12 protein-coding genes are annotated in these 13,579 nt (G+C 37.6%); all 12 read left to right on the top strand.

The features are described 5' to 3' along the window. The 12 genes from M1R53_RS06995 (at nucleotide 1) to M1R53_RS06940 (ending at nucleotide 13,537) form a co-directional block, all read left to right on the top strand. Nucleotides 1–2,964, top strand: coding sequence for a type I restriction endonuclease subunit R (locus M1R53_RS06995; RefSeq protein ID WP_249242512.1), 2,964 nt, complete (start codon nucleotides 1–3; stop codon nucleotides 2,962–2,964). A 771-nt stretch (nucleotides 2,965–3,735) separates the two neighbouring features. Then, nucleotides 3,736–4,425 carry a ZinT/AdcA family metal-binding protein gene (locus M1R53_RS06990; RefSeq protein ID WP_249242511.1) on the top strand — a complete coding sequence of 230 codons (690 nt, stop codon included), beginning with the start codon at nucleotides 3,736–3,738 and terminating at the stop codon, nucleotides 4,423–4,425. 112 nt (nucleotides 4,426–4,537) lie between these two features. After that, complete coding sequence (locus tag M1R53_RS06985; protein WP_249242510.1) at nucleotides 4,538–5,761, top strand: metal ABC transporter solute-binding protein, Zn/Mn family; 1,224 nt, start codon at nucleotides 4,538–4,540, stop codon at nucleotides 5,759–5,761. Next, nucleotides 5,748–6,446: a metal ABC transporter ATP-binding protein gene (locus M1R53_RS06980; protein ID WP_019214830.1), complete on the top strand. Its 699-nt coding sequence runs from the start codon at nucleotides 5,748–5,750 to the stop codon at nucleotides 6,444–6,446. The genes M1R53_RS06985 and M1R53_RS06980 overlap by 14 nt, the downstream gene beginning before the upstream one ends. Next, nucleotides 6,440–7,243: a metal ABC transporter permease gene (locus tag M1R53_RS06975; protein WP_249242509.1), complete on the top strand. Its 804-nt coding sequence runs from the start codon at nucleotides 6,440–6,442 to the stop codon at nucleotides 7,241–7,243. The genes M1R53_RS06980 and M1R53_RS06975 overlap by 7 nt, the downstream gene beginning before the upstream one ends. A gap of 333 nt (nucleotides 7,244–7,576) precedes the next feature. Next, a complete protein-coding gene (locus M1R53_RS06970) occupies nucleotides 7,577–7,888 on the top strand; it encodes a hypothetical protein (RefSeq protein WP_106018454.1) in 312 nt (103 codons plus the stop codon). Nucleotides 7,889–8,077: 189 nt separating this feature from the next. Then, entirely contained in the window at nucleotides 8,078–10,786 is a 2,709-nt protein-coding gene (locus M1R53_RS06965; RefSeq protein WP_249242508.1) for an ABC transporter ATP-binding protein/permease, read from the top strand. Nucleotides 10,787–10,848: 62 nt separating this feature from the next. Next, nucleotides 10,849–11,355: a DNA-deoxyinosine glycosylase gene (locus M1R53_RS06960; protein ID WP_249242507.1), complete on the top strand. Its 507-nt coding sequence runs from the start codon at nucleotides 10,849–10,851 to the stop codon at nucleotides 11,353–11,355. A 186-nt stretch (nucleotides 11,356–11,541) separates the two neighbouring features. After that, a complete protein-coding gene (locus tag M1R53_RS06955; protein WP_249242506.1) occupies nucleotides 11,542–12,060 on the top strand; it encodes a GNAT family N-acetyltransferase in 519 nt (172 codons plus the stop codon). Between the two features lie 167 nt (nucleotides 12,061–12,227). Next, on the top strand, nucleotides 12,228–12,431 hold the full coding sequence (locus tag M1R53_RS06950; protein ID WP_019214835.1) for a helix-turn-helix transcriptional regulator: 204 nt from the start codon (nucleotides 12,228–12,230) through the stop codon (nucleotides 12,429–12,431). 11 nt (nucleotides 12,432–12,442) lie between these two features. Then, nucleotides 12,443–12,862, top strand: coding sequence for a histidine kinase (locus M1R53_RS06945; protein WP_249242505.1), 420 nt, complete (start codon nucleotides 12,443–12,445; stop codon nucleotides 12,860–12,862). 9 nt (nucleotides 12,863–12,871) lie between these two features. Further along, nucleotides 12,872–13,537: a hypothetical protein gene (locus M1R53_RS06940; RefSeq protein ID WP_249242504.1), complete on the top strand. Its 666-nt coding sequence runs from the start codon at nucleotides 12,872–12,874 to the stop codon at nucleotides 13,535–13,537. Nucleotides 13,538–13,579: the final 42 nt, after the last annotated feature.

The raw sequence follows: 13,579 nt of genomic DNA, 5'->3' as shown, positions 1-13,579 counted from the left end.
ATGAAAAGTCTTTACGATGAAAAAAGTGGCTTTCAAAGACAATTTATCGATGAGCTTGTAAAGAGGGGCTATATTGAGAGAAAAAATAAAAATTTTGACAGGCAATTTGCCATGGACAAGGAGCTTCTCTTCCGCTTTTTAAGCGAAACGCAAGGGGAGACCATTGATGAGCTTAGAAAGATTTACAAAACTGATTTTGAAGAAACTCTTATCAATTTCATTAACAAGGAGATTACTAAAAGGGGCAGCTCTTTGCTTCACGTTTTAAAGCACGGTATTGAGATATCAAATCGCAAGCTAAGGTTTATGTATACTAAGCCGGCGACTGATTTTAACAAGGAGCTCGTGGAAAAGTACGAGAAAAACATCTTCTCTGTGGCTGAGGAGGTTTGGGCGAACGATGATGAGCGTGTGGACCTTGTTATATTTCTCAATGGCTTTGCGATATTTACTTTTGAACTAAAAAGTGAGGCCTCGGGTCAAAACTTTAATGACGCGATTAGCCAGTATCGCTACGAGCGTGATCCGAAGGCAAGGTTATTCCTATGGAAGGCGGGTGCGATAGTGAACTTTGCCATGGACACGAGTGAGGTTTACATGACGACTAAGCTTGAGGGGGACAAAACTTTCTTTATGCCTTTTAACATGGGACGCGGTGAAGGGATTAACTCTGGCGCTGGTAACCCGATCTCTTATGAGAAGGACTCTGTCTACTATATGTGGGAGGACATATTAACGAAGGACAGTGTTTTGGAGCTATTATCTAAATTTATTTTTATTCAAAAAAAGGAAGAGATAAATAATTTTACTGGGGAGATTACTAAGAAGGAGGCTATCATATTCCCAAGGTATCATCAACTTGACTTGATCAGAAGGATTCTAAGGGATGTTTATGAGTTTAAGTGTGAGAAGAACTACCTTATCGAGCACAGTGCTGGCTCGGGAAAGACTAACTCTATCGCGTGGCTTGCTCACAGGCTGGCTTCGTTTCATGATGCTGATGACAAGCAAATTTATGACTCTTGTGTGATTGTAACTGACAGGGTTATTGTTGACAGGCAGCTTCAGGAGGCGGTTTTAAATCTTGATCACGAGAGGGGACTTATTAAGGTTTTGGGCGATGGATCGACTTCGGCTGATTTGAAGGACGCTTTAAAGGCGAATACGAAGATTATCGCGACTACTATACAAAAATTCCCTTATGTTGTGGATGAACTAAAGAATCTTAAGGAAAAAACTTTTGCGGTTATCATTGACGAGGCTCACTCATCGACTTCGGGTAAGAACATGCAGGATCTAAGTAGAACTTTGGGATCTGATGATGAGGAGTACATGGACGAAGGGGATTTTATCAACGGGGTTATACAAAAGAGTGGCAAGCAGGCGAATGTATCGATGTTTGCGTTTACTGCGACTCCTAAGGCTCAGACTTTGCGTATGTTTGGAGAGTTGAACTCTCACGGTCAATATGAGGCTTTTCATCTTTACTCGATGAAGCAAGCGATTGAAGAGGGCTTTATCTTGGATGTTTTACAAAATTTCACTACTTATAAGACGCTATATCGCATCAACAAGGACATTGAGGACGATCCACAGCTATCGACTAAGAGTGCTAAGAGGCAGATCGCACGCTTTATTGATTTGCACGAGACTAACATTACTCAAAGGGTTGAGCTAATTATTGAGCACTTTAGAAATAATGTTATGAGTGGTCTTGGCGGCAAGGCTAAGGCGATGGTGGTGACGAGATCGAGGGAAGCGGCTGTTAAGTACAAGAAGGCTTTTTCTGAATATATTACAAAGAAGGGCTACAAGGACCTTACGGCTGTGGTTGCTTTCTCGGGAAAGGTATCTTTGGACGGGCAAGAGTATACTGAAGTGTCGATGAATGGTATAAGTGAGAAGAATCTTGCGAGGGAGTTTGATACTGATCGCTACAATGTGATGATTGTCGCGAACAAGTATCAAACTGGTTTTGATCAAAATAAATTATCGGCGATGTATGTGATGAAAAAGCTAAAAGGGGTTAGCGCGGTTCAGACGCTATCGAGACTAAACAGGGTTTGTCCGCCATTTGACAAGCATGTATTTGTTTTGGACTTTGTTAATACTTATGATGAGATGAAAGAATCATTTGCCCCGTATTACACTACTACTTTACTTGCGGACGATTTAACTCCGGCACACATATATAATTTATATAACAAAATTTTTGGCTACTATGTTATAAATCCTACTGATATAGATGAATTTAATGAATTTATTTTCAAGAAGAGCAAAAAAGCTGTCACTAAGCGTGATGAATCTTACGTCTATGGTTTGATTAAGAAGACTCTTGAAAAGATGAAAACTTTAAGTGAGGACGATATTTACGAATTTATCAGGGCGATGAGAAGTTTTAAAAAATTTTATGAATATCTTATTCAAGTTTCTTCGTTTAAGGATGAGGAGGTTCACAAGCTATTTGTATTTGTATCATATTTCTTGAAATATGTGCATAGTGGCGGCTCTAGACGTGTTGATTTGAAGGGTATGATTCGTGCATCAAACTTTGTTCAAGAGAAGGGCGAAACTTATGTGGCTGGAACAAAATTCTCTGATCCGGTTGTTAAGCTTGCTATAGCGAATGAACTGAATATTCCAATCGATAAGCTTGAAAGATTATCCGAGATCATTCAAAGGATAAACTCAAGTCTTGGTAAGGAATTTGACGTAGGTGTCGCAGCTAAAGCCGCTCTTCAGATAAAGGACATCATGATGAAGTCTGAAGAGCTCAAGAAAAAAGCACAAAACAACAGCGAAGAAGAGTTTTTGCTACCGTATTTCTCGAGTATAGACAACGCTCTCATAGAAGGTCTCGACCAGAACCAAGATTTCTTCACAATGCTACTTGATAATGCAGAACTGAAGAAAGAGGTATTGGGGATATTTGCGAGTGAGATATATAATAGCTTAAGAAAATAATTTTTTGTTCAAATGCGCCCTTGGGCTAGTTCCTTCCTTAGCAATGCTCACGTACCATTAGTACGCTGCGCTTGCTTCGTCAGTCCACTTCGCCCAATCATCGCATTTGCTCCAAAAAATTTTGTGTGTAAATTTAATTTGATCTCTATCCAATTTGGCTAGCGCGCTCGCTTCCTCCCTCAACGTACCCGTTAGTACGATGTCGGTCGCTCGTTTGCTTCGCCTTATGAATCAATTTTCTTCGCTAAATTCTGTATGGATAAATATATTTTGATCTTGATAAATTTTGAATAATCATCGCATTTGCTCCAAAAAATTATGTTTAGAAAATTTAATTTGATCTTAATGAATTTTATTTGCGAAATTAAAATAGCGATTATAAATTAAAATTATCAGAAGAAGGTAAATTGCCTTCTTCTTTTTTGTTCAAAATTTTATTTAAGCAGCTACATTATTATAAATATTTTAATAATAAATAATAAATTTTATAATTTTTTTAATATGTCTAATCGTGATAAATATTGAAAAATAGCGAACATATGAAGATATGTAGATATATTAGTGGGAGCTAACGGGTCTGAACATTGCTTTATTAGAAAATATTAATTTGCATTAATATAAAGAATTGTTTATAAGAAAATGTGGTGAATGTATTGTTTTTTGTGGGGTGTAGGCTATTGACAAAGGACGTAGCGTGTGCTAATATCTCTATTGGTCGGCGCGGGTATAAAGGCGCTGATCACAATAAGAAATTTATTAGGAGGTTTTTTAATGAAAAACGCAAAAAGATTTTTAACGCTAGCTCTAGCTCTTACTTTAGTTTCATCTATGATGTTTGCTTGTAAGAAGAACGAAGAGCCTGCTAAGGAAGAACCAAAGACTGAAGCAGCTGCTGACACTACTGAGGAAAAGACTGAAGAACAAGCTGAAGATAAGTCTGAGGAAAAGACTGAAGCTCCTTCTGAAGATGTTACTTTAGAGATGTGGGCTGGTGACTGGAACTCTATCAACGCTTTCTATGATGATCCTGTTGTTAAGGAAGCTATAGAAAATAAGGCTAAGGAAGAGGGTATCTCAGCTGATGACTACATCAAGGGTATCGAAGAAAGAAGAGCAACTGACTACAAGGGTCTACACGTTGAAGGAGACACTATCACTTTCTATGATGGCAAGATCGGTGAAGGCAAGGAGATTGCTAAGGCTGAATACAAATTAGTTGACACTATCGAAGTACCTCACGGAAACAAAACTTTAAATTGGTTTGTATTTGAAACTGATTCTAAGGATGTTAAGAAGTATATGGCTTTAATGCAAATCCACGGCGAAGAGCACTTAGCTCACTATCACACAAGATATACTGATAACTTAGATGATATTAAGGACCAAGACAGCAAGTGGTTCCCAACATACATCAGAACATCTGTAGACAGCCAAGACATTGCTGAAGAATTAACTGAGTAATTTCATTAATATGAGGAGAAAATTATTATTCCTATGTTTACTCCTTGTATCAATAACATTTTTTTCATGTGATAACGCTATAGAAGAAAGAGGTATGACCGGGGAGAAACCTTTGGTTTATACTTCTTTTTTTCCTATATATAAGCTTACGAAGATGGTCGCTCAGGACGATGTAGTCGTAAAGAGCTTTATGCCAACGTCTGCTACGGTTCACAGCTGGGAGCCATCTGCAAAGGACATCAAAAGGCTAGCTAAGGCTGATCTTTTGATTGTTAATGGAGCTAACATGGAGAGATGGGTTGACAAGATTAAGGAGAATCTCCCTAATTTAAAGATTTTGACTTTATCTGACAATGTTGACCTGATCTCATACACTGGTGCAGCAGCCATCGGTGATTTTCAGCTCATGACGAGATTTGATTACAAGGAAAAAAGGAACAACATGCTTTTTGGCCACACTCACGAGGATTACTTGCGTATAGCGTTTAAGAGAGACGACGGAAGCATGAGTGAGGATGAACTTATCAAGGAAGGCCGTAAGATTATGAATGTTGAGGGCGACATCGTTCGCCAAGAGACGCAGCTTAATGTTGAGGATGGCAAGGTCTATAGGATAAAGATGCGTCACGAATCGGGTGAGCTTAATTATGTTTTGCCTGAGACTGGCAAATGGATTGTTTATACTGACAGGCTTCCTGAGGATATTCTTTCATTTGAATTTGTCGATATGAAGGACAATCCGATGAAGGGTGAGGAGATTTTAAGAGGCAGCTCACAAAAAGTTGACAAGATCACTTATGATCCGCACTCTTGGCTATCTATCAACAATGCAAAGACTTATCTCAACACTATTGCTAGAGAGATAAGTAATTTAGTGCCTAAGAAGGCGGCAATGATTGATATGAGAAGGTTTAAGGCGGTTGACACGCTAACTCTTTTACAAACTGAGTTTCGTGACAAATTTCAAGAGCTTGATAAGAGGGAGTTTATCGTAATGCACTACGCTTTTGCTTATCTTGCGAGAGACTTTAAACTAACTCAGTACCCACTTCAAGGCCTTACATCGATGAGTGAGCCAAGCATTAGAAGCATGGTCAGGGCCATTGACTATGCAAAGAAAGGTCATATCAAGACGATATTTTATGAGTACGGTGCGCCGACAGCCATTGCCAAGGTTATATCTGAGGAGATAGCTGGTGCGCACATAAGTCCACTAGCTAGTATGGAGTTTATAATCCCGGGTCAAACGATTGATGAGATGGACTACATCGACTTGATGAAGATGAATCTAACGAATCTATATGAGGAGATGAAATTACAAAATGAAAGCAATTAGCATAAAAAATTTAGACTTTTCATACCTTGATCACAAAGTTCTCTCGGATATAAATTTAGAGCTTGAGATGGGTGATTTCATCGCCATAGTTGGAGCGAACGGTAGCGGTAAATCAACCTTCATCAAGAATTTGCTAGGAGAGCTTAAACCACAAAGGGGATCGGTAGAAATTTTAGAAAAACCTATAGCCTCATACAAAAGCTATAAGGATATAGGATATGTACCACAAATGAGTGTTGTTAGCAAGGTTAGCTTCCCCATCACCGTTAGGGAGATGGTGGTTTTGAACCTTTACGAGGAATTTGGATTTTTTAAGTTCCCGCGCAAAAAACACTATAAAAAAGTAGATGAGATTTTAGAGTATTTAGGTCTAATCGAGTACAAGAACAAACCCGTAAACGAGTTATCAGGCGGCTTACAGCAAAGAACCATGATAGCGAGGGCCATGCTAAACAATCCAAAACTATTAATACTAGATGAGCCAACAGCCGGAGTCGACGAAGAAAGTAGAATTTCCTTCTTAAAAACAATACAAACTTTGAACGACGATAAAGGCACAAGCATAGTTTTAGTAACGCATGACCTAGACGAGCTAATGAAATACGCTAAATTAGACGCAACATACGAGATAAAAGACGCAGGTCTATATCAATTAGAGATGAAAAAGGAGGAAAAATCATGCTAGAGTACGCATTTATGAGAAAGGCGCTAGTAGTTGCCTTCTTTTTATCAATCATGGTACCAGCCATCGGCGTGGTTATGGTAAATAGAAAAACTTCGATGATAGGAGACGCTCTATCACACTCAGCACTAGCAGGCGTTGGTATGGGACTAATACTTGGTTTCGACCCGCTTATAGGTATGCTAGCAATATGTGTTGTAGCAGCCTTCTTAATCGAGATCATTCGCCATAAATTCCCTCAATACGGCGACATGGCAACAGCCATCATCATGAGTATAGGCCTTGGAGTAGCCTCGATACTATCGGACTTCGCTCCGGGAGGAACATCATTTGATTCATACCTATTTGGTAGTATCGCCTCAGTATCGATGCAGGACGTGATTAATTCACTAGTAGTCTTTGTTTTTGTAGTATTTGCAAGCATCAAAGAGTACGCAGGACTCCTTGCCATCGCCATAGATCCAAACACAGCGAGACTCTCAGGAGTTAAGGTAAGACGCGTAAACGCAGCATTTACACTACTAAGCGCGATCACCATCGCCATGGCGGTAAAATTAGTTGGAGCACTTATGCTTACATCGCTAGTAGTGCTTCCAGTTGCTACAACACTGATACTTGCTCGCTCATACAAGAAGACGCTAATCATCACCATAGTTTTAGGACTTGTTTATATGCTAAGTGGCATCACAGCAAGCTTCTACTACGATGTAAAGCCGGGTGGAGCAATCATACTCGCAGCAGTCTTTGGAATGCTTATATTTTTTGTGGCATCAAAATTACAAAAAAAGAAAACTAAATAGAGATAGAAGTGACTTGGTTATACTAGGTCACTTTTTCTTTACTTTTAGTGGGCTTGTGAAAGAAAAAATTAAATAGTAAATAAATCCTATTTAGAATTATTGCCATAATAGCATTTTTCAGAAATAGGCTGACTTATTCGAAAATTTCGAATAAGTCAATACCATAATCAAGGTGACTTAGTTAGTTTTAAGTCACTTTTCTTATTGCCAAACTATTACCATATTTAATAAATATTTTATATTCAGAAACTTTTTTATGCATTTCTTATAAATTTGGGTATATAAATTAAGTAAAAAATACACTAGCTATAAGATATAAATTAGGAGGTAAATATGGATATTAAAGATTTTACTGAAAAAGAACAAAAACAAATAGAAAAAGGCCTATCTACTGCTGAGATTAGCGACAAGGAAGCGGCAGATAAGATTGTTGCGCTATTGCCAGAGGGCTGGATTAAGAAGATACCATTTTTCGTTAGGAAGCACGCGACTAGTAAAACTATTGAGAAGATAGCTAAGGAGCATCCTGATTTATACGCTATTGCTAAGCTTGAAGGCGATTTGCCTGAAAAGGAAAGGGAAGAGCTTAGGAGCATCATCACTGATATTTTCAAGGAAAAGATGGCTAAGCACAATATTAAATAGTAGCGCATAATTGCGCCTGAGACTTGCTATTTTATTTTTTAGGAAAAAAAGGAAAATTTATCAAAGAACCCTCTTTACTTTAGTGGTAAGGAGGGCTTTATTTGTCTCGTTTGCCTTTTATCTATGCTTATGAAAACATATATTTATCAAAAGTGGCTATTGGGTAATAAGTATAAGAAGGGAGTAAATATGTTAGAACTTAAAAATATATCAAAAATATATCATACTGAAGGCTTTTCGCAAAGGGCTTTGGACAATGTATCGATTTCGTTTAGAGAGAGTGAATTTGTTTCTATACTTGGTGAGTCGGGTGGAGGCAAGACAACTCTTTTAAATATAGTTGGAGGTCTTATGCGTTATGATGAGGGTGACCTTGTAATCGATGGCAGATCTACGAAGAAGTTTTCGGACAAGGACTGGGACTATTACAGAAACGTTAGGATAGGCTTTATCTTTCAATCATACAACTTAATCAATCATCAAAGTATACTTGACAATGTAAAACTATCATTGACACTATCGAATAAAAACACCGGCGACGCTGAAGAAAGGGCTATAAAAGCTCTTGAAAGGGTCGGCCTAAAGGAGCACATACACAAAAGGCCGAGTGCCTTATCTGGCGGTCAAATGCAAAGGGTAGCTATAGCTAGGGCCTTGGTTAATGATCCGCAAATTATACTTGCGGACGAACCAACGGGTGCTCTTGACAGCGAAACATCTATATCTATAATGAATTTACTAAAGGAGCTTGCTAAGGATAAGCTTGTCATCATGGTTACGCACAACAAAAGATTGGCGGAAGAGTATTCGACAAGGATAATCGGTATAAAGGACGGCAGGATAATTTCTAACACGGATCCTTATGAAGCGGAAGAAAAGGGCGACAGCTTTAAAATTTCAAAGATAGCTCTTAAGTTAAGAACGGCTCTAGGACTATCTTTTAACAACCTTTTGAGTAAAAAAGCAAGAACGCTTCTAACAGCTTTTGCTGGCTCCATCGGCATCATCGGGATTGCCCTCATCATATCTATATCAAATGGTGCAAGTGACTACATTGCTGACAATCAAAGGAATGCTTTGAAGTCTTTCCCAATCGATATTGAGAGCAAATCCATCGACCTATCTAGTCTTACAAAGCTTGATAACAACGTTTCAAAAACTACAGATAGATCAAAACTTAGCTCAAATGACATCGGTCTTACAAATATGTCAAAGATATCAGGCAGCGGCTATGAGAATGACCTTGCCTCGTTCAAAGACTATCTAGATAAGAATGAAGCGGAGCTAGACGAAAAGGTTGGCAAGCACTTTATTTCTTACGCTTATGATGGCGGCTTTGACATTTATACAAAGGATGCTAAGGGCAAAGTGATTAATACTGATGGCTCTGATTTTGAAAAGAAGAGCGGCTTTGGCTTTAATCAATTTTTTAGTTTATCAGCATCAAAGAGCAATGACAATTTTTCTCAGATTATTAGTGATAAAGAGGGCAATATCTCGCCTATGGTTTTAGACGAATACGAGCTAATCGAGGGCAAGTGGCCTGAAAAAGAGGACGAATTAGTATTATTTACTGATTATAATAATCAAATTTTAAGAAGTAATTTCTACGAGCTAGGCTTTTTAGACTCGGAAGAATACAAGAAAATATTGTCTGATATGGAAGATAATAAAAAGGTTGACATAAAAAAAGTTGAGATTGACCCAAAGGAAATCATCGGTCATGAGTACAAGGTAGTCACTCCATCAGACTATTATGAAAAGAAGGATGCTAGCTACATTAGCATAAAGGATGATGAAGAGAAGAAAGAAAAGCTTATAGACTCTGCTATCAGCATGCATATAGCTGGTATTGCAAGGAAAAAGATTGACAACGACTCCAATATAAGCCAAACACCGCTTGCCTATAGCAGTAAATTTACTGATGCGATGATTAAATATGTTTCAGAGCAAGAAATTATTAAAAAACAATTAGAAAATAAAGACATAAATGTTTTAAATGGACTTAAATTTAAGGCTGATACTGAAAAAGAAAAGATAGATCAGGCAAAAGACTATCTAAAAAATTTGCCAGATGAGAGCCTTACCGGCTTTAACGCGTGGATGCTGCAAAATAAGAAAGAGATGCTAGTAGAGATGCAAGCACTCAATGCGGCCATGAATGCTATAGCACCAGATGCTCCTAAGACAAGAGAGACAAACGATAGGGCCATGCTAAACTATATGCTTAATAAAGGCAAAGACAAAGACTACTTAGACGTTTATGATGAATTTTTGAAAGACTATTCTTATAAGAAAAATCTTGAAAATCTTGGTTATATCGATGAAAATAATCCATCGAAGATATCAATATATGTGGATGAGTTTGAAAATAGAGATAAGGTTAAAAAGCTTATTAATGAATACAATGAAGGCAAGAAGAGTGCACAAAAGTTAAACTTTAATGACCTTATTGGCTCCATCGCAAAGTCCATCACAGACATACTTGCAGCCATATCATACGTTTTGATAGCCTTTGTAGGCGTCTCGCTTATTGTTTCATCTATAATGATAGGCATCATCACATATATATCCGTCTTCGAAAGAACAAAAGAGATTGGTATACTAAGGGCGATTGGTGCAAGTAAGGGCGATATCTACAAAGTTTTTATGTCAGAAACTTTAATTATAGGCTTGCTTTCAGGGCTCATAGGTGTCGGCATAAGCTCATTTTTAAATATATTTATAACAAGGATCATGGTTAAGGCAACGGGTATAGCTACTATTGGCTCTGCACTTCCAAAAGAAGCAGCACTTATCTTGATCGCAATATCAGTTGTACTTAGCTTGATAGCAGGACTTATACCGTCAAGCATAGCAGCTAAGAAAGACCCAGTTGAAGCCTTAAGTGCTGAGTAAAATAAATTATAAGAAGACTAAATAAATATATTTGCCTTCTTTAATATAGAGGTGATAATTTTATGCCACAAGAAATTTATGAGACTATAATTCATCCGCTTAAGCCTTTTTATACGCACGACTCAAAAATTCTAATTCTTGGATCATTTCCATCTGTCAAGACTCGTGAATATGGCTTCTTTTATGGCCATCCGCAAAATAGGTTTTGGAGCGTGATGGAAGTTTTATTTAATGAAGAGTTAAGTGATGATATTGATGAGCGCAAAGATTTTTTATCGAGGCACAAAATTGCGCTCTATGACTCCATTTACCAATGTGATATAGTTGGCTCAAGTGATGCAAGCATAAAAAATGTCGTGCCATCGGATTTAAAGGGCATTATTAAAGACGCGGACATTAAGGAAGTTTTTCTTAATGGAAGCACTTCATATAAATATTATAAAAAGTATCACGAGAAGGAGCTAAAACTTGAGGGCGTGAAGCTGCCATCGACAAGTCCAGCTAATGCAAGGTATAGGCTGGATGACTTGGTGAGTGAGTGGAGAGTAATTCTCAGGTATTTAGCTTAGCTTTAAACAAATCGTATTTAGAAGTAGTTCCATAATGGCATTTTTCTGAAATAAAAATCGGACATTCAAAACCATAATCACGGTGACTTAGTTTATACTAGGTCACTTTTCTTTACATTTGAGTGCTTTCGTGGTATAATTTATATATTACAAGAAGAATCTATAAATCAAGGAGTAAACTTACAAATGAATATAATTTACAAAGACATTTTAATTAGAAACGCAGAAGAGTCTGATGCGGCTCAGCTTGCATCTTGGTGGAACGACGGCTCTGTCATGGCTCACGCGGGCTTTCCAAACGGAGTGAATACTAATGAAGAGAGAATCAAAGAGCAGATAAAAAATTACACTGATCAGCATAGAGTTTTGATGATTGAGTACAAAGGCAAGGCCATCGGCGAGATGAATTATGAATTTTCTGATGATAGATGCGAGATAGGTATAAAGATATGTGATGCCTCTTATCAAGAGAAAGGTCTTGGACGAGTAATACTTACTTTGTTCATAAAAGAGCTTTTCAAAATGGGTGCGAAGACCATATTTCTAACGACAAATTTAAATAATAAAAGAGCTCAGCACGTTTACGAAAAGCTTGGATTTAAGAAAATTCGTGTAGATTATGACTCGTGGACGAATCAGCTTGGAGAGAAGCAATCGATAGTTTATTATGAACTGAAAGAGAATGAACTGATTAGTTTTAAATAAAAAAATAAAAATCGGACATTCAAAATTATAATTATAGTGACTTAGTTTATACTAGGTCACTTTTTTATTTTTATAAAAAAACTATTGACAAAGATTTATGATTATGGTACTATAAATGTAACATATTTAGTACTATAAATGTAACCATAATTATAAGGGGTGATAGTTTGGATGTTATAATCGAAAACAGAATCGCTGAATTTAGAAAGGAGCAAGGCCTTTCGCAGCACAGGCTTGCCAAGGCGGTGGACTTAAAGAGGAGATCCATCATGGCGTATGAGGCGGGAACTATCAGTCCAAGTCTTGAGACTGCCTACAAGATCTGCAAGGTCTTAGGCAAGGACATCAAGGAAGTATTTATTTTTAAATAGGAGGTATAGACGTGGGTCTTTTAATGAATACTGCGAGTGAAATCGCGGACAAGGTCAAGGAAGATTTTAATGACGATAAGAATTATCTATTTGCCCTAAAACGCAATGACTTCAAAAGGAGTTTATTAAAATTATTTTTGAGTAGATTGTATTACACTATGGACGGTGCGAGGTCTTTTGTGTTGTACTTTAATGAGAAGGGCATATATGAGAAGGAAATTTCAAACACTGTGAAGGGAAATTTTGTTCTTATGCCTTGGGACGAGATTAATGACTTCACTGTGGATTACAAAAGCAGCAAGGCGAACATTAACTTAGTACATCTAGGAGCAAAATTGCTTTATGAAGTGCCATTTACTGGATCCATGGCGAAAGGGAACAAGGAAAGGCTTGATGATCTTCAAAAGAAGGCTTATAATAAACTTGTTTAGGAGGTTTATATGAAGAAAATATTATTAATTTTACTCGCTTTATCTATGTTTATGGTATCGTGTGGAGGAAATGACAAGGAGGAGCCTACAAAGAAACCTATAGGCGAAGAAAAAAAAGAAGAAGAGACAGGTAAAGAAAGAGTAGATGTATTTGACTGTATTGACTACGCTGTAAGTGTTGACGGCGAAGACTACGGCTACGTAGAGAATATTAACGAAAGACTATTTAGCACATCTGGAATTAACAAGATCATGGCTCGCGCTTGGAAGAGTGGCGAATATGCTGACGACAAGGCTTTAGACGAAGTTACTGACTACTCAAAACTAGTTAATGACGACGAAATCATCTACGGTGTCTACCCTGGAAGCATGGAGTTTGCTTTGACTTACAACGAAAAATACAATATCAGCTACGCTTTTGATGGTGACGACGAAGGTCTTAGAAGTTTTTCTTACAAGAAGCACGCGCCTGAAGAAACAAAGGTCTTTGGCGAGACTCTTTACTTTGACATAGATTATTTAAGCAGCATCTTTGCTTTTAAATACAAGCTTGATAAGGAAAACAAAGTCCTTGTCATTGACTCAAAAGGCGATTATACTGCTAGCATGACTGAGCTTGACTGCAAAGGCTACGACAGTGTAGATGCTTTACTAAAGGCAAATTTTGACGAATAATAAATTATAAACTTAAAAATAAATATTTACGCAAAAAAGCTC

The sequence above is a fragment of the Fenollaria massiliensis genome (assembly GCF_023347705.1).
Classification (GTDB): Bacteria; Bacillota; Clostridia; order Tissierellales; family Peptoniphilaceae; genus Fenollaria; species Fenollaria massiliensis.
The sequence above is the reverse complement of the archived record's forward strand: the minus strand, read 5'-3'. Positions and strand labels throughout refer to the sequence as shown.

Excerpts from the sequence above, each read along its gene's own strand:
- M1R53_RS06970 (WP_106018454.1), top strand. The coding sequence starts at position 7,577 with ATGGATATTAAAGATTTTACTGAAAAAGAACAAAAACAAATAGAAAAA.
- M1R53_RS06980 (WP_019214830.1), top strand. The coding sequence starts at position 5,748 with ATGAAAGCAATTAGCATAAAAAATTTAGACTTTTCATACCTTGATCAC.
- M1R53_RS06960 (WP_249242507.1), top strand. The coding sequence starts at position 10,849 with ATGCCACAAGAAATTTATGAGACTATAATTCATCCGCTTAAGCCTTTT.
- M1R53_RS06955 (WP_249242506.1), top strand. The coding sequence starts at position 11,542 with ATGAATATAATTTACAAAGACATTTTAATTAGAAACGCAGAAGAGTCT.
- M1R53_RS06940 (WP_249242504.1), top strand. The coding sequence starts at position 12,872 with ATGAAGAAAATATTATTAATTTTACTCGCTTTATCTATGTTTATGGTA.
- M1R53_RS06975 (WP_249242509.1), top strand. The coding sequence starts at position 6,440 with ATGCTAGAGTACGCATTTATGAGAAAGGCGCTAGTAGTTGCCTTCTTT.
- M1R53_RS06965 (WP_249242508.1), top strand. The coding sequence starts at position 8,078 with ATGTTAGAACTTAAAAATATATCAAAAATATATCATACTGAAGGCTTT.
- M1R53_RS06990 (WP_249242511.1), top strand. The coding sequence starts at position 3,736 with ATGAAAAACGCAAAAAGATTTTTAACGCTAGCTCTAGCTCTTACTTTA.
- M1R53_RS06995 (WP_249242512.1), top strand. The coding sequence starts at position 1 with ATGAAAAGTCTTTACGATGAAAAAAGTGGCTTTCAAAGACAATTTATC.